A 24989-nucleotide genomic window follows, 5' to 3' on the forward strand; every position below is an offset into this window, starting at 1 on the left:
GGTCCTCCTCGACCTGAGATTAACTTGCATATGCGCAAATGCCGAGCGAGAAGGCCCGGCGTGGGAGCGCAGACACGAAGGAGCACGTGCATGAAGGTCGGTGTTTGGATCCCGTGCTACCGGAGGTGGGTCAAGGGACCCCAGGCGAAGGCACTCGCCACCGCGGCCGAGGCCCTCGACTTCGGCTCGCTGTGGGTGCAGGACCACCTGGTCGCGCCGCTCGGCGAGGCCGGCGACGAGGTGGAGCTCCAGGCGTCGTGGCTCTCCCCCGACGACTACGGGAACGAGAGCTTCAGCGCCGTGGAGTACTTCGGCGAGGAGAACTGGTGGCTCGACCCCTACGCTCTCTGGGGCTACCTGGCCGGGTGCACCACCGAGGTCGAGCTCGGCAGCTGCATCATCGTCGGCCCGTACCGCGATCCGATCGTGCAGGCCAAGATGCTCGGTACGCTCGACGTCCTGTCGGGCGGCCGGATGCTGTACGGCGTCGGTGCCGGCCACGTCCCCGGTGAGTTCGAGGCGCTCGGCCGCGACTACAGCGCCCGCGGTCGCCGGCTGGACGAGTACCTCGACGTCATGGACAAGCTGCTGACCAACCCACAGTTCTCCCACCAGGGCGAGTCCGTCCAGCTCGGCGAGGTGCTCAGCCTGATCCAGCCGGTCAGCGACCCCCGCCCACCGTTCCTCATCGGCGGGGGCAGCAAGGCAGCGGTCCGGCGCGCCGTACGCCGCGGCGAGGGCTGGATCCCCGCCCACGTCGCGCCCGGCGAGCTCAAGAAGGGCATCGACTACCTCGAGGAGTTCGCGGCCGCCGAAGGCAAGCCGGTCCCCGAGATCACCGTCACCCTGGTGTGGGGCATCGCGGACCCGCTCAAGGGCGCGCCCAGCTCGTCGCGACGCAGCTTCATGAGCATCGCCGAGGCCACCGACCTGCTCGGTCAGTACGCCGACCTCGGCGTCAAACGGCTGGCCATCGACATGCCCAACCCCAACCAGGACATCCTCGTCCGGCAGTACGAGCTGCTCGCCGAGGCCGCCGGCCAGACCGGCGCCCTGCGCTCCTCGGAGGCATGACATGGCGCTCGAGGACGTCCGGATCAGTGACTGCTGGGCACGCGACGGCATCCAGCCGGAGGGCTTCGTCCCGACCGCCGCCAAACTGGAGATCCTCGAGCTGCTGGCGGCCGCCGGCTACCAGCGCGTGGAGCTGACCTCGTTCACCAGCCCGAGGCACTTCCCCCAGTTCACCGACGCGGCCGAGGTGCTCACGAGCTACCGGCGCCACGAGGGCGTGGAGTACGCGGTACTGATCCCCAATCCGCGCGGCCTCGAACTCATGCAGCGCGCGCAGGGCGAGGAGCAGCGGGTCGACTCCGTCACGCTGATCGTCGCCGCCTCCGAGAGCTACAACCTCAAGAACTCCAACCGGACCCTGGCGGCCTCCCTGGCCGAGATCCGGCAGCTCACCCCGGCCGCGAGGGCGGACGGCCTCATGGTGACGGGCTGCGTCGGCACCGCCTGGGGGTGCCCCATCGAGGGCCCGGTCGACCCGGCGCACTCGCTGCGGGTCGCCACCGAGCTGGCGTCGTACGGCGTGGACCGGATCATGCTCGGCGACACGACCGGCGAGGCGCTGCCGGACACCGCCGGTCCGCTGGTCGCCGACGTGGCCGCCCTGGGGCTGCCCGTCGTCGCGCACTTCCACGACCAACGCGGCGCCGGCGTCGCCAACGCGCTCGCCGCCGGGGCGGCAGGCGCCACCTGGCTGGACGTCTCGCTCGGCGGCACCGGCGGGCACCCGCCCGAGGCCGGCGTGCAGACCGGCGACGCCGGCAACGTGTGCGCCGAGGACCTCGCCACCATCCTCACCGGGATGGGCGTGCCGCTCGGCCTCGACCTCGACCGGCTGATCAGCGCCGGACGCCGCGCCGAAGAGGTGCTGGGTCGCCAGTTGAACAGCATGGTGCAACGGGCCGGTCTCCCGGTGAGGCTGCAGAGGAAGTTCGCGTGAGCCGCGCGCCGAGGAGGCCCCTGCCCGAGCTCGTCCGGGCCGCCGTGTCCGGGCGGGACCCGGTGGCGCTGGGGCGGGTGCTGAGCTACGTCGAGTCCGGCGGCACCGAGCTCGCCACCCTGCTGAACGCGCTCCCACCCGAACGCGGCCGGACCCAGGTCATCGGGGTCACCGGGCCACCGGGAGCCGGGAAGTCGACCCTCACCTCGGCCCTGGTCGCCCGGCTGCGGGCGCGGGGCGATCGCGTCGCCGTCCTCGCGGTGGATCCCTCCTCGGCCCGTTCCGGCGGCGCCCTCCTCGGCGACCGGATCCGGATGCAGCGCCACGACCTCGACCCGGAGGTGGTGATCCGCTCGCTCGGCTCACGCGGGCAGCTCGGCGGGCTCTCCGCCGCCGTACCCCTGGCGGTGCGCGTGCTGGAGGCCTGCGGCTTCGACACCGTCGTCGTGGAGACCGTCGGGGTGGGGCAGAGCGAGATCGGCGTGGTCGCGCTCGCCGACACCGTCCTCGTGGTCCTCGCCCCCGGCATGGGCGACGGCATCCAGGCCGAGAAGGCCGGGCTGCTCGAGGAGGCCGACGTCTTCTGCGTCAACAAGGCCGACCGCGACGACGCCGGCCACCTCGTCCGCGACCTGCGCGCGATGCTGCGCCTCGCGCACTCCTCCCCCGGCACCTGGACGGTCCCGCTGGTGAGGACCATCGCGACCTCCGGTGACGGTGCCGACGAGCTGCTCGCCGCGCTCACCGCGCACTGTGCGTGGTCCCGCGGGTCCGGCGAGCACGACCACCGTCTTCGACGGCGGCTGGCCGGCGAGATCCGAGCAGTTGCCGCGGCTGAGCGGATCCGCACCTGGGCCGAGCGCGACCGCGAGGCCGACCTGCTGGAGACGCTGGTCACCGAGGTGCTCGCCGACCGGCTCGGTGTGGTCGACGCCGCACGGCGGCTGGTCTGACCGTCGCGTGGAGCGCGAGCCGCTCCTCCTCCGCGTCGTCCGGCGAGCCTGCGTCGGTACTTCAGACACGGTGACGTTCCAGACGAGGTCAGGCCCCCGAACCGACGCCACCGAGCAAATTGGCGACGAGTGCGCCGACGAAGGCGTCGGTGACCGGCTCGTCGGGGATGAGCAGGCGGTGGTAGACCGCGCCCCAGAGCTGGTCGACGAGGACCTGGACGTCGACGTCGGACCGGATCTGGCCGATCTCCTGGGCCCGCTGGAGGCGCTCGCCGGCGAGCCGGCGGCGTTCACCGGAGTAGAGGGCCCGGTAGGCGCGGGCCAGCTCGGGGTCGGTCTGGGCGTGGCCGATCAGCTCGGCCAGCACCCGGCCGCCGGGCGTCCCGGTCATCACCGCGACGAAGGCGCGGAGCTGGGCGAGCAGGTCGGCGCGGATGTCGCCGGTGTCGGGGAACTCCAGCTCGTCCTCGACCGCGTGGAAGTAGCCGTCCAGCGCGAGAGCGCCCACCGAGGGCCACCATTTGTAGAGTGTCGTCTTGCTGACGCCCGCGGTCCGGGCGGCCCGTTCGAAGGTCAGGTCCGCCATCCCCTCGGAGAGGAGGAGCTCGCCGACCGCGCGCAGCACGTCGGCGCGGACCTCGTCGGCCGGACGCCGGCCCCGGCCACGCCGGACCGTCGGCTCAGGAGTGCTCACGTGGTCAGTAGATCAGCCAGGCCGACCCGCGCGAGGAAGTCCCCCCGGATCCGGTCAGCGACCTCGGAGACCGCCTCCGAGCCGTCGTCGACGGGGTCGACGTGCACCCGGAACGGCCGCTGCCCCGCGGGAAGCGCGATGATGCGGGCGATCTCGCTCGCCACCATCGACGCGTCTGCGTCGGGCGGCGCGAGCGCCGCGAGCTTCTCGCCCACCTGCTCCATCAGCCCCGCGTAGCGGCTCTCGTAGGCGGCCTCGACCGCCGCGTCCGCGGGCCGGCCGGCGTGGGCGAAGTGGTTCGTGCCCGAGGTGAACGACCCCGGCACCACGATCGAGGTCTCGACGCCCCACCGCGCCAGCTCTCCGGCGTACGACACGGCGAGGGAGTCCATGCCCGCCTTCGCGGCGAAGTACGGCGCGAGGTACGGCGGGGTGCCGCCCTTGACACTCGAGCTGGACACCCACAGCACCAGCCCCGCCCCGCGCTCGCGCATCGACGGGAGCACCGCCCGGTTGACGCGCTGGGTGGACAGCACGTTGATGTCGTAGATCTCGGCGAGCTGCTCGGGGGTGAACGCTTCGGCCGGTCCGACGACCATGTGGCCGGCGTTGTGGACGAGCACGTCGATCCGGCCGTGCTCGGCCAGCACCTCGGCGACGGCCGCGTCGACCGAGGCCTGGTCGTTGACGTCGAGCTCGATCGCGCGCAGGTCTACGGCGTGCTCGACGCGGTAGTCGGCCGCCGCCGCGACGGCGCCCGCGTTGCGGGTGGCCGTCTGCCGCATCCCGGCGTAGACGATGTCGCCGCCGGCGGCCACGGCCCGCGCCGTCAGGGCGCCGAAGCCACTCGAGGCGCCGGTGATCACCACGACCCGCGCACTCATGCCAGACCGCCGTTCACGAAGAGCACCTGGCCGTTGACCCAGCGCGCGGGCCCGGCGAGGAAGGACACGGTCTCGGCTATGTCGGCCGGGGTGCCGAGCCGCTCGAGCGGGGCCGCCTTGGCCAGGTTCTCGATCGTCTGCTGGTCCTTGCCGTCGAGGAACAGCGGCGTGGCCGTCGGGCCGGGTGCGACCGCGTTGACGGTGATGTCCCGGCCGCGCAGCTCGCGGGCCAGCACCGGGGTGATGCTCTCGACCGCTGCCTTCGAGGCGACGTAGGCGCCGTACGTCGGGAAGGCGGTCCGGGTGACCGTCGTGGAGAAGTTCACCAGCGCTCCCCCTGCACGCAGCCGGTTCGCGGCCAGCTGGGAGACCACGAAGGTGCCCCGGATGTTGGTGCGGTGCATCCGGTCGAGGTCCGCGAGGTCGAGCGTCGCGATCGGTCCCAGCAGCATGATCCCGGCAGTGTTGACGACCACGTCGATCCCCCCGAGCTCGGCCTCGACCGCGTCGAAGGCCGCCGCCATCGCGACCTCGTCGGCAACGTCACCGGCAGCGTCGCCGCCGACGACCATCGCCCTGCCGCCGGCCGCGCCAATCCGCGCGGCGAGCTCCTCGGCCGGAGCCGCCTTGCTGGCGTAGTGGATAGCGACGGCCATGCCGTCAGCGGCGAGCCGCTCGGCGACGGCGCTGCCGATGCCGCCCGAACCGCCGGTGACGAGGGCGACGCGGGTGGGGGTGGAGGTGGTGGACATGGGTGGTCCCTTCGGATCCGACGCCGTCCGATCTGAACGGTTCGTTCATATTCAAGCATATGAACGATGCGTTCACAACGTCGCGGAGGCGCTGCCCCATGCCCGCCGGGCGCCGGCTACTTCGAGGCGACGTTCGCCGCGATCACGGCGGACACGAGGTCGTGGCTACCGTCCACGTCGACGACGAGATCGCCGAGGTAGTCCATGTTGATGATGTTGGCCTTGTCGTTGTTGATCCTCCGGAGCTGTAGGTAGTAGACGAGGGCGGGCGTCACTCGCACATGGCCGTCGTAGAGCGACAGCCCGTAGTTGTACAGCTGCCAGGGGACATTGGTCTGCAGGTTCCAGAGCCCACCGGTCCCCTGGTAGTCGAGGTAGCCCTCGTAGATGTCCGCCGCTTGCACGACGTGCACGCTGGGGTCGAGGTATACGCCCTCGAGGTCAGCGACATGTCCCTCAGGCTTCTCCCCTTCAGGCTTGGACTCCCAAGGAGAGACGAAGATCCGGGTCGCTCCGGACGCCAACGGGTCGCTCTTCTCGGCGTCCTGGAGGACCTTCCCCGACCCCGTGTCCACGTCGAGATGCCAGGACGTGGCCTCGCCCCACGAGAAGACCAGGAGGTTCTTGCCGGCCGCCTTCAGCGCGTTGGGCGTGACCGTTGTGATGTCGGTCTTGTTGCCCGCCTCGTCCGCGTAGTTCAGGAGATGCTCGTGAACCCGGGCGAACAGCATGTTCCAGGCGTCTCGGTAGTCGCCGCTCATCCCGGGCACGCCCTTGACATCCGCCACGAGCAGCTCGACCAGCACGAACTCGTCGGGGTGGTCGTCGAGGAAGGTGCCGAGCTGCTCGACCACGTGCTCGAAGCGGACGTCGGTCCAGTCGGTGCCGTGGCGGATGTACCAGACGCCCTGGTACATGTCGGTCCGCAGGTCCAGGAAGCGCGAGCCGGCGAGCAGCTGGTTCATGACGTCGACCTGCTGCGCCCGGCTGGTCATCTCGCCCCCGGGACGTGAGATCTGGTAGGAGCCGGCGTCGTGGCTGCCGGGGATCACGATCTTCGTCAGCGGGCGGTCGCCGATGATGGCGTTGCGGTCCCTGATCCAGTTCTCGTGCTTGGCCGGACGACTGTAGTTCGACGCGGACACGAACTCGAGCAGGACGGTCGCGTTGCCCTCCCCGTAGTAGTACAGATACGAGTCTCCCGCGCTGCAGATCGCGGATCCGGCAGGATCGGTGCTGATCTCTCGGCTGACCGTGACCAGGTCGTCGTCGATGTTCTCGATGGCCATCGCGTAGCCCTTGTCGCCGATGTCGGCCGAATCCCAGTAGAGGTACTTGCCGTGGCGACCGCTGCCGTCGAGGACCCGTCCCTCCGAGGTGAGGTAGCGAGGTCGTCCGGCCAGCTCCTCCTCATAGGTCTTCTCGTCGGTGGCGCCGCCGCGCTGAGCGTCGACCACCCACTGGACCTTGGCGGCACCGGTCGGCGGCACGTCCTCCGGGCCGGCCACGGGCTGGGCATAGTCCGACTCGACGCCGGCGTTGCCCAGCCAGCCCACCCAGGCATGCGGCTCACCTGGCACCACCCAGTAGAGCTTGACGTAGAACGGTTCTCCGTAATGCCACACCGCGGCCATGAGGACTCCTTGTTGGACTTGGGGAAGGGATGGACCCGGCGCTGTCAGGCCTCCGCCGGCCAGTAGCCCTGCAGCGCGATGCAGAAGCTGAGGGTGAGATAGGGCATCTGGTTGTTGTGGGGCTGGCCCATCCCGGCGACCGCGATGGCGAAGCCGAACATGGTGGTCGCCGACTCGAGGGCACCGAACGCCGAGACGCCGTCCCCCTGGGCGAACGCCTGCCCTGACGGCTGACGCTCGTCGGCCAGGTCGGCCGAGGCGTTGAACGAGTGCTCGTGGGACGGCATCTCACTGACCCGCAGGCTCACCCCTGCCTGACCGCCCTTGTCGCCGATCGCACGAGGCGACAGACCCGGGCCGGTGCCCCAGGACATGGGAACGGAGTTGCGGAGGTCCGGCAGCGCGAAGGTCGTGCTGCCGTTGCCGCCGTAGGTCGCCCCGAGCACGGCGAACAAGGTCTTGTGCTCGCTGACGGAAAGCAGCTGCCCGTTGCAGAAGGCCCATCCGGCCGGGGCGAAGGGGAAGCCGAAGGCGCGGATCTCACCGATGAAGGGGTCGGTCACTGGAACGCTCCCTCGCGCTCGTTCCGGCTCGGGAAGATGCCGGACAAGGAGATGATGAAGGAGACGCACAGGTAGGGCTGCATGTTGTCGTGCGGAAGGCCACCCCCCGTGGGGGCCACGGCGCTGGGGGCGAGCGGGACGAACGGTTGCACCGATCCGTAGGCCGAACCGGCACCGGTAGCAGGCATCGACGCCGGGACGCTCGAGTCGACCGTGCTCCTGCTCGCCGGGTCGACGGAGCCCATCATCGAATGGTTGTGGGCGGGCAGTTGCTCGACCGTCAGCTTCACGGTCTCGACACCGCCCCGATCTCCGAGGTCCGCCCCATCTCCCAGGCCGACCGGCACCCGGCCGCGCAGGTCGGGCAGCAGGAAGAACTCACTGCCATCGCCGCCGTACGTGGTCCCGATCAGCTGGAACAGGGCGCCGTTGTCGCTGATCGCAAGCTGGCGGCCGTCGCAGAACGACCAGCCTTCCGGGGCGGACCTGCCGGCCCACATCCTCACCTCGCCGACGAAGGGGACGATCATGACGCCTCCTCCAGGCTCTTCGGGGGGTAGTCGCCCTGGATGCAGATGCAGATGCTGAGGGCCAGAAAGGGCTGACGGTTCTCGTGGGCCGCGGACCCACCCGAGACCCCGACCACCGCCGGGTGCATCGCGGTCAGGTTGCTCCCGGGGCCGTAGAGGCTGCCCGGTTCGCTGTTGCCCAGGCGCTTCGTCGCGCCCGGAACATTGCCCGAGGAGACGTTGCTCCCGAGAAGCTGGTGGTTGTGGGTCGGCATCTCCACAGGCACCAGCTGGTGGCTCGCCTCGCCGCCAGCGCGACCGACGTCGCCGGGTGCCCCGGAGTGTATGGGCACTCGGGCGCCCAGGTCCGGCAGGTTGAACGACGTCTGCCCGTCGCCGCCGAACGTCGTGCCGAGAAGGGAGAAGAGCCCCGGATTGCCCTTGATGTCCATCGCGCGGCCATCGCAGCGGACCCAGCCCTCGGGGGCGAACCCGAAGCTGAACATCCTCACCTCTCCCAGGTACGGCGCTCCCGCGACGTCCGTCTCGGTCTCGGTCTCGGTCTCGGTCATCGTGCTCCTCCTCAGTGGGCTGTTACATCCCTGCCGGCAGCGTGCAGCTGGTGAACTGGTCGCCTGTGCGAACGACGACCTTCTTGCCCGCGAAGAATCCGACGCCGGTCTCGCTGGCAGGATTCTGGCCCGCCAGGAAGGTCTCGGTCTGCGCGGCCGTGGCGGGTGACGGGGTCAGCCCGACGAGGCCGAACTTGTACGTCGCGGCCGCGTCGGACTCCTTGTAGACGTTGATCCCGCCGTTCTTGTCCCCGCCGCTGACCGGCGCGCTGGTGGCGCTGTTGCTCGCGATGCTCGCGCACAGGGTGGGGTTGTACGCGGCGTCGCCCGAGCTGCCGTTCTCCACCCGGATGCCCGAGAGGAGCAGGCCCTGGACGCCGGTGTTCGCATTGTTCTCCAGGCGCAGGTTCAGGGTGCCGTTCGAGTCCCGGTGCAGGATCCGGATGCCCGGGCCGGAGGTGTTCGCGATCGTGTTCCCGGTGATGGTGGCGCGGGCCGTCGGCGTGGCCAGCGTGCTGAGGTCGGCCTGGATGTTCTTGTCCGTGCCCAGGGCGATGGCGGCGGTGCTGAATCCGTTGTTGGCGTTGATCTGGTTTCCGGTCACGGTGAAGTAGGCGGTGGCATCACCGGCCAGGCCGATGGCGATGGCCGAGGACTTCATGTTCCGCAGCGGGCTGCCGACCGTGCCGTTGTCGGTGATGGAGAAGTTGCCCTGCCCCCGACCGGTCACGCTGGCCGAGATGCCGAAGCCGTTGATCTTGTTGGTCGTATCGCCGATGACCTGGTTGCCGGTGATCGACACCACGTCAGTGGCGGAGCCGGGCACCCCGTAGGTGCCGGGCGGCGCCGTGGAGCTGGCGGTGCTGGCGCCCTGGATGCTGATGCCGTCGCCCGACGGGAATCCGGTGACCGTGTTGTTGGCGATCGTGGCCTTGGTCAGACTGGCCACAGTCGTGGACGAGCCGAACAGGTTCAGCGCGATGCCGCTCCGTTTCGAGTCTTCCGGGACGAAGGAGCTGGAGATCGTGTTGCCGGTGATCGTGGCGCTGCTGATCGTGCCGTCGTAGTTGAAGATGTCGACGCCTCCGCCGAACGCGCCCGTCAACGTGCTGCCTGTGATCGTGACCAGGCCGTCGATGTTGTTGTTGTGCCCGCCGGAGGTCGTGTTGAACGCGATCGAGGAGTCGTTGTCGTCGGCTCGCGCGTCGCCGGCGTTGACGATCGCCCCATTGGTGAACGAGAAGTTCGTGACATCGGCGCCTTGCACGCCACTGCGGTTCGCCCCCTGGATCCGCAGATTGTTGAGCGAGACGTGGTCGGTGCCGGTCAGGGCGACGCCGGGTCCGGTGGTGTTGGCGATCGTGCCGCCGCTGTCGGGTGCTCCGGTGCCGGTGACGATGAGACCTCCCGCCGTACCGGTGTTGGTGAGGGCGATGCCGCTCGGTGCGCCATTGGCTGAGATGCTGCGGAAGGTCAGGTCGTCGCCGTGGATGGTGATGCCGTCGATGTCCAGTGCGGTGCCCGTCGACGAGGCGAGTGTGTTGTCGACTCCGACCCCGACTCCGCCCGGATCGGTGATCGCCAGGGTTCCGCCGTTCCTGCCGACGATCGCGCTCGAGGTTCCGGTCGACAGGTTCAGTCCGCCTTCGAACCGGAAGGTGTTCGAGCCCAGGAAGTTGTCCTGCAGCAGGATGCCGCCGCCGTTGCCGGGCGTGGCAGGGAGGTCGGTGATCGGACCGGTGAACCTCTTCACGCCGCCGGTCTGGTCGGAGATCCTGATGAGCGGTCCGCTGTCGTCGCTGATCGCGCCGCCGTAGGTGAAGGCGAGGTCATCGAACGAGCGGTCGCCGGTGATGAGCACGTCGGTGCCCGTCGCGTTGCTCAAGGAGCCGCCGCCGGCGACGAAGCTGCCCTGCGTGTGGTCGAACCGCATCCCGTGCGGTCCCCCTGTCGACGAGACCGACGTGAAGGCCATGCTCAGCGTGCCGAGGGAGATGTCGACCGCCCGCCCCCCGACGGTCGCGTTGTCGATCACACCGGGCGTCACCGTGTTCATCATCGCCGAGCTCACGTCGTTGCCGAACAGTGCCGCACCCGAGGCGTTGCCCAGGTCGATCCCCTGGATCTCGTTGCCCAAGGCGAGGTTCAGTCCGTCCCCCGACGCGTTGACGATCACCGGGTTGCTGCCGCCCGCCGGGACGACGTCGTTGATCAGCCCGATGTCGCCGCTGGGGTCGACGTCGAGGCTGTGCGGCTCGCCGATCAGTCGCTGACCGTCCTCCAGGACGAGACCGCCCGCGTAGGGGGCGGCAGCGCCGTAGACCAAGATGACGTCGAAGGTCTTGTCGAGGGCATCCAGCGAGCCCCCCGTGGACAGCGCCGAGAGCGTCTTCGAGGGCGAGTGCGAGCGCCCGTCGCCCGCCGCGCTCGCGTCGCCGTCGACGTACCAGACCACCGGGCCGACCACCTTGATCGTGACCGTGCCGGTGGCGGTCTGGTTGGCCGGCGCAACCACGCTGTTGTCGCTGAGCGTGTAGGTGAACGTGTCGCTGCCGGTGAAGCCGGGCTTGGGGTCATAGATGAACTGGCCGTCGGGCTGCATGGTGACGTTGCCGGCGCACGTGCTGGCGCATTGGGTGGAGGTGATCGACGCGGGTCCGGCGGTCAGGTTGGCGGCGGGGGTGTCGACGTCGGTGTCGCCGTCGAGCACGCTGCCGGGGATCGGCCCCAGCAGCGGGCCGGTCGAGGTCGTACCGACGACGAACCGGGTGTTGCCCAGCGCGTCCCCGAACGAGTCGTTGTCGGCGACTGGTGCCTCGTTGACGTTGGTGACCGTGACCGTGAACGACTTCTCGAACGTCAGGCCGCCCTGGTCGGTGACCCGCACCCGCACCGCGTAGCTCGCCTTGGCCTCGAAGTCGAACACCGCGCTCGTCCGCAGGCCGGTGCCAGAGATGGTGAACGACGCGTTGTCCGCACTGCCGGTTCCCGCCACCAGCGTGAAGGTATGCGTGTCACCGACGTCCGGATCAGTCGCCGACAAGCTACCCACAGCCGTGTTCACCGGCTCGTTCTCCGCCACACTCAGATCACTCAACGAGAGGTTCGTCGGCGCGGCGTTCTCCGCCGCGTTGGTGACCGTGACCGTGAACTGCTTCTCGAACGTCAGACCGCCCTGGTCGGTCACCCGCACCCGGACCGCGTAGCTCGCCTTGGCCTCGAAGTCGAACACCGCGCTCGTCCGCAGGCCGGCGCCAGCGATGTCGAACGACGCGTTGTCCGCACTGCCCGCCCCGGCGACCAGCGTGAACGTATGCGTGTCACCGACGTCCGGATCGGTCGCCGACAAGCCGCCGACGACCGTGTTCACCGGCCGGTTCTCCGCCACACTCAGATCACTCAACGAGAGGTTCGTCGGCGCGGCGTTCTCCGCCGCGTTGGTGACCGTGACCGTGAACGACTTCTCGAACGTCAGACCGCCCTGGTCGGTCACCCGCACCCGGACCGCATAACTCGCCTTGGCCTCGAAGTCGAACACCGCGCTCGTCCGCAGGCCGGTGCCAGAGATGGTGAACGACGCGTTGTCCGCACTGCCGGTTCCCGCCACCAGCGTGAAGGTATGCGTGTCACCGACGTCCGGATCAGTCGCCGACAAGCTACCCACAGCCGTGTTCACCGGCTCGTTCTCCGCCACACTCAGATCACTCAACGAGAGGTTCGTCGGCGCGGCGTTCTCCGCCGCGTTGGTGACCGTGACCGTGAACTGCTTCTCGAACGTCAGACCGCCCTGGTCGGTCACGCGCACCCGGACCGCGTAGCTCGCCTTGGCCTCGAAGTCGAACACCGCGCTCGTCCGCAGGCCGGCGCCAGCGATGTCGAACGACGCGTTGTCCGCACTGCCCGCCCCGGCGACCAGCATGAAGGTATGCGTGTTCCCGACGTCCGGATCGGTCGCCGACAAGCCGCCGACGACCGTGTTCACCGGCCGGTTCTCCGCCACGCTGTTGTTGCCGAGGGTGATGTCGGTGGGCGGGTCGTTGGTCGGCACCGGTGGGCACGTGACGGTCGCGAAGACGGTCGCGATGCTGCCGCCGTTCAGCGTGTAGGTGAAGGCGTCCGGCCCGCCAACGGAGGTGTTGCAGTAGCCCGTGTCGGGCCGGTAGGTCAGCCCGGCGTGGGCACCGGCCGAGCCGCCGATGAGTGCGACGGTCCCGTGCGTCGGGTCGGACGCGGAGGCGATCGTCCTCGGCCCACCGTCCAGGTCGGTGTCGTTGGTCAGAACCGCGACCGGTACGGCCGCCGCGTCCTGGGCCACGGTCACGCTGTCGTCGAGCGCCAGCGGGGCGTCGTCGACTGCGGCGACGGCGATGCCGCGAGTGGCTGGGTTGCTGGTGCCGCCGTCGCCGTCGGTGAGCACGAACCGCACGGCCCGAGCGGTCGTCGAGGGGGCGTCGGAGGCGTTGCGGTAGGTGATGTTCCGCAGCAGCGTCGCCGTCGCAGTCCGCGTCGCGTCGGCGTTGAGGGTGATGATCAGTGGGACGGCGCCTGTGCCCCCGGTGAAGGTGCCGATGGGGCTGCCGCCGAAGGTGACGCTGACACCGGCGACCCCGATCTGTCCGGCGCCGGTGCCCTGGTTGTTGATGGCGAGGCGGTCCTCGGCCTGGCCTCCGGATGCGTAGTCCACGGTCAGGGTGCCGGTGGCGAAGTTCGCCGAATCCGGGTCGGTGACGGTGCCACTCGCGGTGATCACCGTGGCCGGGTCGTTCTCGACGTATCCCAGCGTCCCGATCTCCAGACCGGCGATTGCCGGTGCGGCGGTCCCCTCGCTGGCGTTGGTGACCGTGACCTTGAGGACGCGCTTGACCGAGGTTCCCGATCGGTCGGTCGCGCGCACCCGGATCGACAGCTCCGGGTCCTCCTCGAAGTCGAGGACAGCCGCCGTTTCCAGGTGATCCCCGGAGATTCGGAAGGCGGCGTTGTCAGCGGCCCCCCTGCCGGGCACGAGCCGGAACACGTGGTCGTCTCGAGGATCCGGGTCGGCCGCCGAGAGTGAGCCCACCTCGGTGCCGACCGGCGCGGTCTCGATGACACTCGACGGACTGAGGGTCACGTCGGTCGGGCGGTGGTTCTGAACGACGATCTCGCAGCTGCTTCGTACGACGTCGCCCGGATCGACGAACGCGCGATCCCTCTTCCCCGGGCCGCAGTTCAGGATGTCGCGGAATCGGCCGCCGTCGCGGCCGTCGAGCCGGTCGTTGCCCCGGCCACCGGACAGTACGTCGTCGCCCTGACCACCGCGCAGGACATCGCGTCCCCTCCGACCGAGAAGCCGATCGTCGCCACCCGCGCCTCGCAGCTCGTCCTTGCCTCGCCGACCGATCAGCCGGTCATCGCCTCCCCGGCCGCAGATGACGTTGCGCTCGGCATTGCCCACCAGCGTGTTGGGACCCGGCGTACCGACGATCGTGCAACCCGGGCCGGCCGCCGACGCGGTGACGCCATGCACGACCTGTAACGCACCCACCACGAGGAGCGCTGCGGCCAGCGCCGCGACCCGTCCGAGGCCTCGTGAACCCCACCAGGAGCTGTTCGTCATGGCTCGCCTACCCCACGTCGCGCTGTCCGCCACATCGCTGGCCGTCGCCGGCCCACCTGCACGCTGACCGCTTGTCCTCGTCGACGCCGAGCTTCCGGTGTCGACTCTGGTCAGACGGTAGGGATTGGGGCACCGAGTGTCGTCCGTGCCAGCACGGACGACGCCCGCTCCGGTGTGCACGGCCCGGTGGATGCCCCGGAGCGCGGACCTCGTTACGCCCACCCGGTGGTTTTCGCTGCGGAACCGACCGATCGCGGGACACAATCGGCTCGTGGTCGCGTACCGGGTGATGCTCGTCGACGACGCCCCACTCATCCGCGAGGGATTCGCCCGTCTGTTGCGCGACGAGGGCATCGCGGTGGTCGCCCAGCATTCCGATGCGCTCGGCATCGTCACTGCGGTCGCGGACCTGCGCCCCGACGTCGTGATCATGGACGTCCGGATGCCGCCGACCCACACCACCGAAGGCCTACAGGCCGCCGTGGAGCTCAAGGAGCGACATCGCGATGTTGGCGTTCTGGTGCTGTCCCAGTATGTCGAGACGCTCCACGCGATGAACCTGCTCAAGGGTGCGCACGGCGGGGTCGGCTATCTGCTCAAGGAGCGCATCACCGCGCACGCCGAGCTGGTCGACGCCATCTCCCGAGTCGCCGACGGCGGCACAGTGATCGACCCCGAGGTGGTCAGGAAGATTCTCGAGTCGCCGCGCCGGACCGACCCGCTGGATCGCCTGACGGCCCGGGAGCACGAGGTTCTCGCGCTGGTGGCCGAGGGCCACTCCAACACGGCCATCGCGACCCTGCTGGCGACCAGCAGCCGGACGATCGAGACCCACACCAGCCGGATCTTCCACAAGCTGGACCTGGAGGCGACGCCCAGCACCCACCGCCGGGTGCTGGCGGTGCTCGCGCACCTGCGGGCGAGCGCCGGTTGACGTCGAGGTGTTTTGGCTCGCCGGCGGAGACCGTCAGGTCGAGGGCGAGAAGCCGCGCGGGAGGACGGGTACGACCACGGCGTTGAAGCGCCGCCGTCTCAGCTGGGCATCGGCGGCGACGATCGCACACAGCTCGTCGAGCTCCTCGCGCGCGATGCCCAGGGTGGCTGCCGAGCGCTCCAGGTGGCTGAGCTCATCGGGGGTGAGCGGCCCGTCACTGGCGCACATCCGGATCCCGTCGTACAGCATTCCCCGCACGGTCTCTGGAATCCCCGGTAGCTGCATCAAGTCCTCGAGGGTGTCGGAGTCGTCATAGGCCGTGACCGCCTCGATCACCCAGTCCGCATCGCGTGCGGCCGTGAGGTAGCCGACCACCCACTCGCGCTCACGTTCGGTGATCCGGGCGTTCCCGCCGGCCGCCAGCAGCATGACCTTGCCCGCGATGAGGTTGTCCTCGTCGGTGATCTGGTCCACGACCTCGCCGGGCATCTCCCAGTTCTCATGCACGAACCACCGCAGGGCCGTCATCCGCTGCTGCTCGCTATCGGTGAGGACGCTCGGAGCGAGCGGGATGCCGGCGGTCACAGTGGTGCCGGAGCCGGGTGGGCTGTCGATCGTGAACGTCCCTCCGAGCGCGCCGATCCGATCGGCCAGTCCCTGCAGACCCGACCTGGGCGAGGCCACGGCTCCGCCGACGCCGTCGTCCCTCACCGTCAGGCGGAGGACCCCGTCCCGTGTCAGGGCGTGCACGGCCACGTGTGCGGCGTTCGCGTGCTTGTTGGCGTTGGTGAGAGCTTCCGCCACCAGGTAGTAGGCAGCGACCTCGACGACCTCGGGGACGGTGACGGGGAGATCGACCTCGAGTTCGACGGGCAGGCCGGGGCGCTCGGCCAATGACTCGAGCGCGCCGCTGAGGCCGGCGTCGTCGACGATGGCCGGGTGGATGCCGCGGGTCAGCTCACGCAGCTCGGCTATCGCGTCGCTGAGCTCGCGGGCGCCGTCGTCGAGCAGGGCAGTCAGCTCCTGGTCGCCCGCGGCCCGTCGGCTCGCCAGCCGGAACATGAGGGCGAGTCCGACGAGCCGTTGCTGCGCGCCGTCGTGCAGGTTGCGCTCGACGCGCTGGAGCTCGCGATCGCTGGCGTCGATGATGCGCGACCGCGAGGCACGCACCTCGAGCAGCTCGGCTCGAAGCTGCGCCTTGAGGCGTTCGTTGTCGAGGGCCAGGGACGCTGCGTCCAGGGCGGCCTGCAGTCGCCGAGGGTGACGCAGCAGGCGGCGGTCGTGGACGAGACCGGCGACCGGCTTCCCGTCGCGGTCGATGGGCGTGAACGCTCTGCCTTCCGCAGGAACCGGTCTGGCCGCCTGCTCGCCGAGGCCGGTGATCCAGCCACCACCGCTCCCGACCTGCGTGTAGACGATCTCGAGGTCCGGGTCGGCGAGCACCCGGCGGAGGACGCCGCGGACCGTGGTATCCGGCCCGCCGGTGCCCAGGCCCGCCAGCGCCAGCGCCAGCCGCTCGTCGGCTGCCCGGGCGAGGAAGAACCAGGCGAGCAGGACGAGCGGTGCGGCACCGGCCACCAGCGCCAACCACAGGTCGTACGGACTGTCGAGATCGAGCCAGACGAGGCCGGCGACCGCGAGCAGCGCGACGACCACCAAGCCGATTCGCGGCGCTCGGCTCATCGCCCCAACAGCTCGGTGATGGCCGCCAGCGAGAGCTCGTCCTTGGGGATATAGCCCGCGGCGAGGCCCTCGGCCAGTAGTCGGCCGTGATCGGGGTCGAGCGTCGAGATCAAGATCGCGGTCGCACCGACCTTCCCTTGGAGCCGCCGAGCGACCTCCATGCCGTCGACGCCGGGCATCCGGACGTCGATGAGGACGACATCAGGGTAGCAATCCTGAACCGCCGCGAGGGCGTCCTTGCCGGACGCGACCTCGGCCACCACCTCGACACCTTCGGCCTCCAGCGCCCGTCGAGCCGTCGTGCGGAACCGTCGATCGTCATCGACCAGCACGACCCGCAGTGACATTGGCCCACTCTCCCACCAGCCGGCTCGTGGGTGATCCGTGCTGGCACGGACGACTCGTCATGCTCTCGAGCGTGGCGTCGGCGGTGGTGCTCGCCACCGGCTCTTGCGCGGGTCGGCATGGTCAATCAGTCAGTCAGTACGACGAGAGATCGCCCACGGGGAAGCCCAGGCGGCGTCCGCTGACACACGGCGTGTGTCCGGGCTGCCTCATGGACGGACGCGGATGATCGTCTTCCCCTTCGGTCGCTCGGTCCCGTTGAAGGTTGCGACGGCGTCCTCGAGGTCGACCACATTTCCTACGTTCGTTCGCAGCCGCCCGTCCCGCACGCGCTGCACGATCTCCGCCAACTGGACGCGATCGGCCTCGACCACGAAGTCGACCGCCAGGCCCTCGGCAGGCTGAGTCTCCGGTGGACCGGCGATGGTCACCAGCGTGCCCCCGGCACGAATCAAGCCGGCGGACCGATTCTGGATGTCCCCGCCGATCACATCGAAGACCAGGTCGACTCCGCCGACGTCCTCCAACGTGTCGTTGTCGAGGTCGACGAACTCGTTCGCGCCGAAGTCGAGCGCCGCCTGCCGGTCCCCCGCACGTCCGGTACCGATCACGTAGGCGCCGGCGTCGCGTGCGAGCTGGGTCACCATCGAGCCCACTCCCCCGGCAGCGCCGTGCACCAGAACGCCCTGACCGGCCTCGAAGCGGCCGTGCACGAACAGTCCCTGCCAGGCGGTCAGACCCGAGATCGGGATGCTCGCACCGACCGTGAAGTCGACGTCACCAGGCAGCGGCGCGAGGTTGCGGGCCTCAACGGCCGTGTACTCCGCCAGGGTGCCGTCGCGGGTCCAGTCCGCGAGCCCGAACACCCGCTGTCCCACCGACAGCCCCCTGGTGCCGTACCCGAGGGCAGTGACCACGCCGGAGAGCTCGTGGCCCGGGATCGACGGCGTGCGGTCGCGGCCCAGGCGGTCGGTGAAGTTCGAGGGCCACGTCAACTCGCCCGGCGTGAACCCTGAGGCATGCACCTCGACGAGGACGTCGTTGCCCGCCGCTACCGGTACGGGTCGCTCATCCAGCGTCATCCCGGCCGTTCCTGCGGCCTCATCGGTCACCACGATCGCCTTCACACGGCACCTCCTTGCCTTTCGTTCTTCGCGCGTTGGCAGCCTCGGAGCTGCGGAGACTGCGTTGTCGATGCTCGGTCGGTCGTCTCCTGCGTCAGTCGGCCGGGCGAGACCACCACGACTCGCTGATGGTCATGTGCGGCGAGTCGGTCAGGTGCAGGAGCCCGCCGGTGCAGGTCGCGCCCGCGCGGTAGAAGGGGCGAAGTTGCCCCACGATGCATGGTAGGCGATGTCGCCGACCCCGACGTCGTCGCCGAGCGGTACGCCCCCTGTCCGGGAGTCCACCACGGGGCGGAGGATGAACCAGAAGGGCCCGTCATCCTGGCCGAGGCTATCGCCTGGATCGACGGACTCTTCGCGGCGATGAGAAATGACGCCGGTGGAAGTCTGAATACGCTCGGGCGAAACCGCTCCGCGCGCTTCAAGGGAGTCAGCGAGATGAGACCACTTCGGTACGCGATCAACGTGACCCTCGACGGCTGCTGCCACCACGAGGCCGGGATCCCGCCGGACGAGGAGTCGATGCGCTATTGGACCGCCGAGATGGAGCGAGCCGATGCGCTCCTGTTCGGCCGCGTGACCTACGAGATGATGGAGTCGGCCTGGCGACGCCCGGACACCGGCACCTGGCCCGACTGGATGGGCGCGTGGGAGACCCCGTTCGCCGAGGCCATCGACCGGGCGCCCAAGCACGTCGTGTCGAGCACGTTGAGCAGCGTCGACTGGAATGCCGACCTGGTCCAGGGCGACCTGGGGCAGGCGGTTCAGCAACTCAAGGAGGAGCCGGGCGAAGGCGTCTTCGTGGGTGGCGTGACGCTCCCCCTGGCGTTGGCGGACCTGGGGCTGATCGACGAGTACGTCTTCGTCGTACAGCCGGTCCTCGCGGGGCATGGGCCGACGCTGCTCGCCGGTCTGCGCGAGCGCGTCGAGCTCGAGCTCGTGGATCGCCACGGGTTCCGATCCGGGGCGGTCGCTCTGCGCTACCAGCCGGCCGGTCGGGGTGCGGGCGGTGGAGACGATGGCAGCTTCGCGGGTGGTGACTCCTGAGCGGCCGAAGAGGGCCGGGTCGAGGTCGTCGGGCGTGCCGAGGGCGAGCTGGTCGGCCTTGGCCCGCTTGAGCCGGGTGTGCACCGACCGCGTCACCACCCATCACGTACGATCGAGTTGTCCTTTCATGGGGGACGATCCTTCCTTTCTGGGGGAAGCCGGCCCGCCCGCCTCTTCGGAGACGGGCGGGCTTCGGCGTCCTTCGGAACATGCCGGACCGGCACGTGCCGCGCAGCCCGATCGGGAAGGCAGCTCGCCTACGAGCGGTCACTCCGGGCGAAACCTGTCCGTCGACCGTGCCGGCATCAGCTCGGCGTCGCGTACGCCGCCACGCCGGTGTCGAGCAGGACGCAGGCCTCGTCGCCGACCGTCCACGCGTCGTGGCCGGGGTCGAGGTCGAAGACGTCGCCGGGACCGATCTCGAGCTCGTCGCCGGCGTCCGGCTTGACGGTCATCCGGCCGGACAGGCAGATGCCGGTGTGGTGGACCTGGCAGGAGTCGGTGCCGGCGATGGGCTTGACGTCGTTCGACCAGCGCCAGCCGGGCTCGAAGGTGCCGCGGCCGACGGTGAAGGCACCGAGGGTGACGACGTCCATGTGTCCGTGGTCCTGGAACGGTCGGCGCTCGTGGGGTGTGTCGATGCTGTGCGTGTCGGACATGAGCCTCTCCTCTGCTCAGACGGTGGTTCGGGGACGGATGTTCTGGTTGCCGGAGAAGACGTTGCCGGGGTCGTACTCCGACTTGATGGCGACGAGACGCTCGTACTTGTCGGCGCCGAAGGCGGCCTTGATGCGCTCGTCGCCCTCGTCGCCGATGAAGTTGAGGTAGACGCCGCCGGTCGTGAAGGGGGCGTTGGCCCGGCGGTAGTCACGGACCCAGGCGATGTTGGCGTCGTCGTCGGCGGCGTCCTCCCAGGTCGCGAAGGGGTGGCTGACCCAGCGGGCGCCGCGCTGGGTCAATGGGGTGGAGTCGGGCTCGACGCGGGCGACGGCGCCGCCCCACGGGAGGAGGAGGTGCTGGGTCAGTGGTGAGGGCCGCCCGGCACCGGCATCGAGGAAGACGCCGACGGCGGCGTCGGGGAAGGTGTCGTGGTAGTCGGCGCTCCAGTACTGCCGGAGGCCGGGCGGGTCGTCGATCATCGACTGCAACTGGGCGTACGGCATCGGGCCGACCAGGTCGACCGCCGGCGACAGGTCGCGCATCACCTGCACCAGGTCCTCCCCCGCCACCCGGTCCCCCGTCCAGCACACCGCGATCGCGATCAGCGGCTCGCCCTGCAGGTACGGCGGGATGAACTCCTCCGGCGGGCCGCTGATGACCACCAGCCCACTGCCGAGCTCGTCGGGGGCGTCGTCGGCCCAGTCCCGATAGGCCCGGGCCACCTCGACACCCTGCGCGAGGGGCCAGGCCATGAGACCGCCGAGGATGGCGGGCCCGACCGGGTGCAGCCGGAACTCCAGCGCGGTCACGACGCCGAAGTTGCCGCCGCCGCCCTTGCTCGCCCAGAGCAGGTCCTGGTGCTGGGTCTCGTCGGCGCGGATCTCGCGACCGTCGGCGGTGACCATCTCGACCGCCAGCAGGTTGTCGCAGCTGAGGCCGTACTTGCGCTCCAGCCAGCCCGAGCCGCCGCCGAGCGTCAGCCCCGCGACCCCGGTGGTGGACACCCTGCCACCGGTCGTGGCCAGACCGTGCTCCTGGGCGACGGCGTCGAACTCGCCCCAGGTGCAGCCGCTGCCGACCCGCGCCCGGCGGGCGACCACGTCGATCTCGACGCCCTTGATCGGACGTACGTCGACCACCAGCCCGTCGTCGTTGGTGGACTGCCCCGCCACCGAGTGCCCGCCGGAGCGGACGGCGACGGCGAGCCCCTCGCGGATCGCGTGCTCGAGCGCCTCCCGGACGTCGGCTGGACCGGCGCAGGCCGCGATGACCCGCGGCCGCCTGTCGATCATCGCGTTGAACAGCGCGCGCTGCTCGTCGTACCCGGCCGCACCGGGCTCGTACCACTTCGTCATGCCGACCTCCAGACGCCTCCCTGGTCGCCCACGATCCTCGGCGAGGTGCCGGTGGGCATCCCACGGACTGGGGAAAGACCGAGACCGGCGAGGGCGGGCTGGGCCATGGGCCACGGCACGCGGCACTAGGCTGACCCCGTGCTCTACGAGGTCCTCCACACGACGGTTCCTCCGTTGGCGCGCGCCCTGTGGCGACCGACCATCGAGGGCGTCGAGAACGTGCCGGCGTCCGGGCCGGTGCTGCTCGCGAGCAACCACCTCAGCTTCGCCGACAGTGTGGTGATCCCGATCGTCGCCCCACGCAAGGTCGTGTTCCTCGCGAAGGCGGAGTACTTCACCGGCTCCGGCCTCCGCGGGCGGCTGAGTAGGGCCTGGTTCGAGGGCCTGGGCATGGTGCCGGTGGACCGCACCGACACCCGCGCCGCGCTCAACTCGCTCGACGTGGCGCTGGACGTCCTCGGCCGGGGTGAGGCGTTCGGTATCTATCCCGAGGGCACCCGCTCGCGCGACGGACGGCTCTACCGCGGCCGCACCGGGGTCGCCCAGCTGGCCCTGACGGCCGGCGTACCGGTGGTGCCGGTCGGCCTCCTCGGCACCGCGGATCTCCAGCCACCCGACGCGACCTGGCCCCGGCGGGCCAAGGTGACCGTGCGGTTCGGCGCGCCGATCGACTTCACCGGGCGCTTCGAGGGCCTGGCTCCCGGCCGCGCCCGGCGCGAGGCGACCGACGAGATCATGACGGCGATCCACGCGCTCACCGGGCAGGAGCTCGCCGGCGTCTACAACGAGCTCCCCGCCGAGGTGTGAACCGGGCCATGAGCGCCGAGCGCCCCACGCGGCACCCCGCGGTCAGGGTGGCGCACGTGCGCGACGGCCGCCCCGCGACCGGCACCGCGGTCCTGGTCGACCGCCTGTGGCCACGGGGGCAGAGCAAGGCCGAGGCGCCCTGGGAGGAGTGGTTGCGCGACGTCGCCCCGTCGACGGCGCTGCGCCGGTGGTACGGCCACGACCCCGCCCGCCACGCCGAGTTCGTACGCCGCTACCGCGCCGAGCTGAGCGAGGGCGAGCAGGCGGCGGCCGTCGCCCACCTGCGCAGGCTGCTGTCCGCCGGGCCCCTCACCCTCATGACCGCGTCGCGCGATCTCGACCTGAGCCAGGCCGCCGTCCTCGCCGATCTGCTCCGAGCGGTGGAGTAGCCGACGAGTCGAGGGACCGGGGAGCCCGGGTCAGTCCTCGACGCGCATCCGCGCCAGCCGCGCCCGCAGGGCCGGCACCCGGTGGGCGTTGCCGTGCAGCTCGACGTAGCGCTCGCCGTAGACCCATAGCAGGGCGTCGTCGAGGCGGCGGACCGCGCCGGGCGGGTAGCGGTAGCCCATCCGCTCACGCAGGGCCTCGTCGTCGACGGAGCGCAGCGACTCACCGAGCGCGGCCAGGGAGGTGATCCCGAGCTCGAGGACCAGCGCGGAGATCCAGGTGTAGTGGTCGGTGCGGGACCAGCCGGCATCGGAGTACTGGCCGGCGAGGAAGGCCGCCAGCTCACGCGGACTCATCCGCGGGTCGCCGTCCTCCTCGTCGTGGTCGTCGTCCTCGGCCTCCGTCGGCCCGTCCCGGAGCAGGTCGCGGATCGTGGAGAACTCGCGGTCGGCCAGCTCGAGGAGGCCTGCGGCGAGGGTGAACCGGCGGTCGAGCTCGAGGACGTGCTCGGCCGGGACGGCGCCCTTGTAGCGGGTGTCGTGCTCGAACTCCGCCCAGGCGTGCTGCAGGACCGTCCGGATCTGGATCGCCGCCTGCTGGCCCTGGAGCGGGTCGGTGTCCTCGTCACCGGCGCGGGCGGGGTCGAGGCCGACGATGAGGTGACGGCTGGAGTACCCGAAGCGTCCCTCGCTGGCCGTCTCCTGACCCATGTCGCGGTCGTCGTGGACGACGACCTGGTCGCCGAGGAGGTCGACGACGGCCTGGACGTCGCTCTGGACATAGGTGATCACGCGGACGCCGACCTGGTCGGTGATCTCGCGCAGCGGGTCCGTGTAGAGCGGGCGGCCGCCGAGCGCGCGGGCGGCCTTGGCCGCGAAGGACGACACGCTCTTCGCCCGGCCGGTCACGGTCAGGTAGTTGATGCCGGCCTCGTCGAGGATCGAGGTCACCAGGCGCACGAAGCCGTCGGTCACGTCCCGCAACTGCGGCTGCAGCTCGGCGTACCGGCGGACCGCGGCGCCGATGTCGGGAGCCGCGGCCGGGTCCCGCGCGGGTCGCGGGGCGGGCAGCAGGCCCTCCGGCAGGGTGGGGGTGACGATATAGCCGGTCTCGAGGTCGCCGTACGTCGTGGTGTCGGCGGGACGGCGCTCCGCGAACAGCGCGACATAGGCGCACACCACCGCGTCGACCTGGTCCTCGACGACCCTCAGCTCGCTCTTGCGGGTCGCCGTCTCCGTCGCCGAGCGCAGCGCCGTCCAGACCGGCAGACCGTCCACGTGCAGCGGCGGCTCGGCGGCGCCGAGTCCCTCGACCAGACCGAGCAGCACGAGCAGCTCGGCCCGTAGCTGCTCCAGGTCGCGGCCGGGCTTGTTCTTGTACTTCAGGGTGCGGCCGAGCCGGAACAGCGCGACGGTCGCCGGGTGGGGGTAGACCTCGATCGCGCGCCGGGGCCGGCGCGAGCGGGGGTTGATGTCGAGCCCGAGCCGGGCCGCCACCCGCGCGGCACGGGGCTGCTCGCGGAACTCCGGCTTGCCGGTGTTGGCCGGGTGGGCTCCCGCGTCGAAGCGCGCGAAGTCCTTGTTGAGAGCAGCCTCGGCCGGCCGGTTGCCGGTGGCGTTGGCGACCACGATGGGCGCGTCGATCGCGACGACGCAGGCCCCCTCGACGTACGGCGCCAGGGCCGTGACGATGTCGTCGTCGGTCTGCGCCGCCGAGACGGCCAGCAGCATGCCGTCACCGTCGACGACGGCGAGGCCGGTCGGCCGGCGCTCCCCCCAGGCGAGGTCCATCCCGACGAAGTGCTCGACGACGTCGTCCGGTCCGTCAGCACTCATGGTGCGACCCTACCGAGGCAACCGCTTCGGCCTGCCCCGGCCGGAGACCGGTCGGCGCTCAGCGCACTCCCCAGGAGTACGTCTGCTTGCGGAGCTTGAGGTAGACGAGCGTCTCGGTGGACAGCACCCCCGGAATGGTGCGGACCCGGCCGGAGAGGATCTCGAGCAGGTGCGCGTCGCTCTCGCAGACCACCTCGGCGAGCAGGTCGAAGGAGCCGGCGGTGATGACGACGTAGTCGACCTCCTTCACCTCGGCGAGGGCGTCGGCGATCGGCTCGAGCTCCCCGGAGGCGCGGATGCCGATCATGGCTTGGCGTGCGAACCCGATCTCGGTGGGATCGGTGACGGCGACGATCTGCATGACTCCGCTGTCGACGAGGCGCTGCACCCGCTGCCGCACCGCGGCCTCGGAGAGACCCACCGCCTTGCCGATGGCGGCGTACGACCGTCGGCCGTCGTCCTGGAGCTCGGCGATGATCGCCTTCGAGACGTCGTCGAGCGGCGTCGGCTTCGGCTTGGGCACGACTCGATCCTAGGCAGGTACGGATTTCGTTGCAATCACCTAACTTCCCTTCGGAATCGCTTGTCATGTGACCTGGGTCATGTCACGATCGCGTGGTTCCATTCCAGGGAGGTGGCAATCG

22 protein-coding genes are annotated in these 24989 nt (G+C 70.3%); 7 read left to right on the plus strand and 15 right to left on the minus strand.

The annotated features are described in order from the left end of the window. Positions 1-90: 90 nt before the first annotated feature. The 3 genes from RB608_RS16590 to meaB are packed head-to-tail and all read left to right on the plus strand — an operon-like array spanning position 91 to position 2964. Complete coding sequence (locus RB608_RS16590; protein ID WP_308089151.1) at positions 91-1074, plus strand: TIGR03619 family F420-dependent LLM class oxidoreductase; 984 nt, start codon at positions 91-93, stop codon at positions 1072-1074. Between the two features lies 1 nt (position 1075). Continuing rightward, positions 1076-2011 (plus strand): hydroxymethylglutaryl-CoA lyase, encoded by a 936-nt coding sequence (locus tag RB608_RS16595; protein WP_308089152.1) that lies wholly within the window; start codon positions 1076-1078, stop codon positions 2009-2011. Then, positions 2008-2964: a methylmalonyl Co-A mutase-associated GTPase MeaB gene (gene meaB, locus RB608_RS16600; protein ID WP_308089153.1), complete on the plus strand. Its 957-nt coding sequence runs from the start codon at positions 2008-2010 to the stop codon at positions 2962-2964. Before RB608_RS16595 ends, meaB begins: the two co-directional genes overlap by 4 nt. An 88-nt stretch (positions 2965-3052) precedes the next feature. On the opposite strand, the gene RB608_RS16605 is transcribed toward meaB, so the two are convergent. From RB608_RS16605 to RB608_RS16640, 8 genes are all read right to left on the minus strand, one after another. Next, a complete protein-coding gene (locus RB608_RS16605) occupies positions 3053-3658 on the minus strand; it encodes a TetR/AcrR family transcriptional regulator C-terminal ligand-binding domain-containing protein (RefSeq protein WP_308089154.1) in 606 nt (201 codons plus the stop codon). Continuing rightward, positions 3655-4542, minus strand: a complete 888-nt coding sequence (locus RB608_RS16610; protein ID WP_308089155.1) for an SDR family oxidoreductase — start codon at positions 4540-4542, stop codon at positions 3655-3657. Before RB608_RS16610 ends, RB608_RS16605 begins: the two co-directional genes overlap by 4 nt. After that, entirely contained in the window at positions 4539-5294 is a 756-nt protein-coding gene (locus RB608_RS16615) for an SDR family oxidoreductase (RefSeq protein WP_308089156.1), read from the minus strand. Before RB608_RS16615 ends, RB608_RS16610 begins: the two co-directional genes overlap by 4 nt. Before the next feature lie 116 nt (positions 5295-5410). Further along, complete coding sequence (locus RB608_RS16620) at positions 5411-6928, minus strand: hypothetical protein (RefSeq protein WP_308089157.1); 1518 nt, start codon at positions 6926-6928, stop codon at positions 5411-5413. A 44-nt stretch (positions 6929-6972) separates the two neighbouring features. Next, positions 6973-7491 (minus strand): tail fiber protein, encoded by a 519-nt coding sequence (locus RB608_RS16625; protein ID WP_308089158.1) that lies wholly within the window; start codon positions 7489-7491, stop codon positions 6973-6975. Beyond that, complete coding sequence (locus RB608_RS16630) at positions 7488-8021, minus strand: tail fiber protein (protein WP_308089159.1); 534 nt, start codon at positions 8019-8021, stop codon at positions 7488-7490. The genes RB608_RS16625 and RB608_RS16630 overlap by 4 nt, the downstream gene beginning before the upstream one ends. After that, a complete protein-coding gene (locus RB608_RS16635; protein WP_308089160.1) occupies positions 8018-8572 on the minus strand; it encodes a tail fiber protein in 555 nt (184 codons plus the stop codon). Before RB608_RS16635 ends, RB608_RS16630 begins: the two co-directional genes overlap by 4 nt. A 22-nt stretch (positions 8573-8594) precedes the next feature. Continuing rightward, positions 8595-14168: a cadherin domain-containing protein gene (locus tag RB608_RS16640; RefSeq protein ID WP_308089161.1), complete on the minus strand. Its 5574-nt coding sequence runs from the start codon at positions 14166-14168 to the stop codon at positions 8595-8597. Between the two features lie 289 nt (positions 14169-14457). Between RB608_RS16640 and RB608_RS16645 the strand changes: the two genes are divergently transcribed. After that, the gene (locus tag RB608_RS16645; protein WP_308089356.1) at positions 14458-15102 is read left to right on the plus strand and encodes a response regulator transcription factor; all 645 of its coding nucleotides are present in this window, start codon (positions 14458-14460) and stop codon (positions 15100-15102) included. 33 nt (positions 15103-15135) lie between these two features. Here RB608_RS16645 and RB608_RS16650 read toward each other — a convergent pair whose 3' ends face one another. The 3 genes from RB608_RS16650 to RB608_RS16660 all read right to left on the minus strand — a co-directional run bounded on the left by RB608_RS16650 (position 15136) and on the right by RB608_RS16660 (position 18257). After that, positions 15136-16785, minus strand: a complete 1650-nt coding sequence (locus RB608_RS16650) for an ATP-binding protein (protein ID WP_308089162.1) — start codon at positions 16783-16785, stop codon at positions 15136-15138. Continuing rightward, on the minus strand, positions 16782-17132 hold the full coding sequence (locus tag RB608_RS16655) for a response regulator transcription factor (protein WP_308089163.1): 351 nt from the start codon (positions 17130-17132) through the stop codon (positions 16782-16784). The genes RB608_RS16650 and RB608_RS16655 overlap by 4 nt, the downstream gene beginning before the upstream one ends. A 207-nt stretch (positions 17133-17339) precedes the next feature. Beyond that, on the minus strand, positions 17340-18257 hold the full coding sequence (locus RB608_RS16660) for an NADP-dependent oxidoreductase (protein ID WP_308089164.1): 918 nt from the start codon (positions 18255-18257) through the stop codon (positions 17340-17342). A gap of 435 nt (positions 18258-18692) precedes the next feature. Between RB608_RS16660 and RB608_RS16665 the strand changes: the two genes are divergently transcribed. After that, positions 18693-19301 (plus strand): dihydrofolate reductase family protein, encoded by a 609-nt coding sequence (locus RB608_RS16665; RefSeq protein WP_308089165.1) that lies wholly within the window; start codon positions 18693-18695, stop codon positions 19299-19301. A 305-nt stretch (positions 19302-19606) separates the two neighbouring features. Here the strand turns inward: RB608_RS16665 and RB608_RS16670 are convergent, their stop codons facing one another. Further along, positions 19607-19960 (minus strand): cupin domain-containing protein, encoded by a 354-nt coding sequence (locus tag RB608_RS16670; RefSeq protein ID WP_308089166.1) that lies wholly within the window; start codon positions 19958-19960, stop codon positions 19607-19609. A 15-nt stretch (positions 19961-19975) separates the two neighbouring features. Further along, positions 19976-21316: an FAD-binding oxidoreductase gene (locus RB608_RS16675; protein ID WP_308089167.1), complete on the minus strand. Its 1341-nt coding sequence runs from the start codon at positions 21314-21316 to the stop codon at positions 19976-19978. A 138-nt stretch (positions 21317-21454) separates the two neighbouring features. Between RB608_RS16675 and RB608_RS16680 the strand changes: the two genes are divergently transcribed. After that, a complete protein-coding gene (locus RB608_RS16680) occupies positions 21455-22123 on the plus strand; it encodes a 1-acyl-sn-glycerol-3-phosphate acyltransferase (RefSeq protein WP_282404406.1) in 669 nt (222 codons plus the stop codon). An 8-nt stretch (positions 22124-22131) separates the two neighbouring features. Beyond that, positions 22132-22512, plus strand: coding sequence for a DUF488 family protein (locus tag RB608_RS16685; protein WP_308089168.1), 381 nt, complete (start codon positions 22132-22134; stop codon positions 22510-22512). Positions 22513-22542: 30 nt separating this feature from the next. Here RB608_RS16685 and RB608_RS16690 read toward each other — a convergent pair whose 3' ends face one another. Together RB608_RS16690 and RB608_RS16695 are read right to left on the minus strand one after the other, a co-directional pair. Further along, positions 22543-24345 (minus strand): DUF429 domain-containing protein, encoded by a 1803-nt coding sequence (locus tag RB608_RS16690; protein ID WP_308089169.1) that lies wholly within the window; start codon positions 24343-24345, stop codon positions 22543-22545. A 58-nt stretch (positions 24346-24403) separates the two neighbouring features. Then, positions 24404-24868 carry an Lrp/AsnC family transcriptional regulator gene (locus tag RB608_RS16695; RefSeq protein ID WP_308089170.1) on the minus strand — a complete coding sequence of 155 codons (465 nt, stop codon included), beginning with the start codon at positions 24866-24868 and terminating at the stop codon, positions 24404-24406. Between the last annotated feature and the right edge of the window lie 121 nt (positions 24869-24989).

This window comes from Nocardioides sp. LHD-245, from assembly GCF_030929495.1.
GTDB lineage: Bacteria > Actinomycetota > Actinomycetes > Propionibacteriales > Nocardioidaceae > Nocardioides.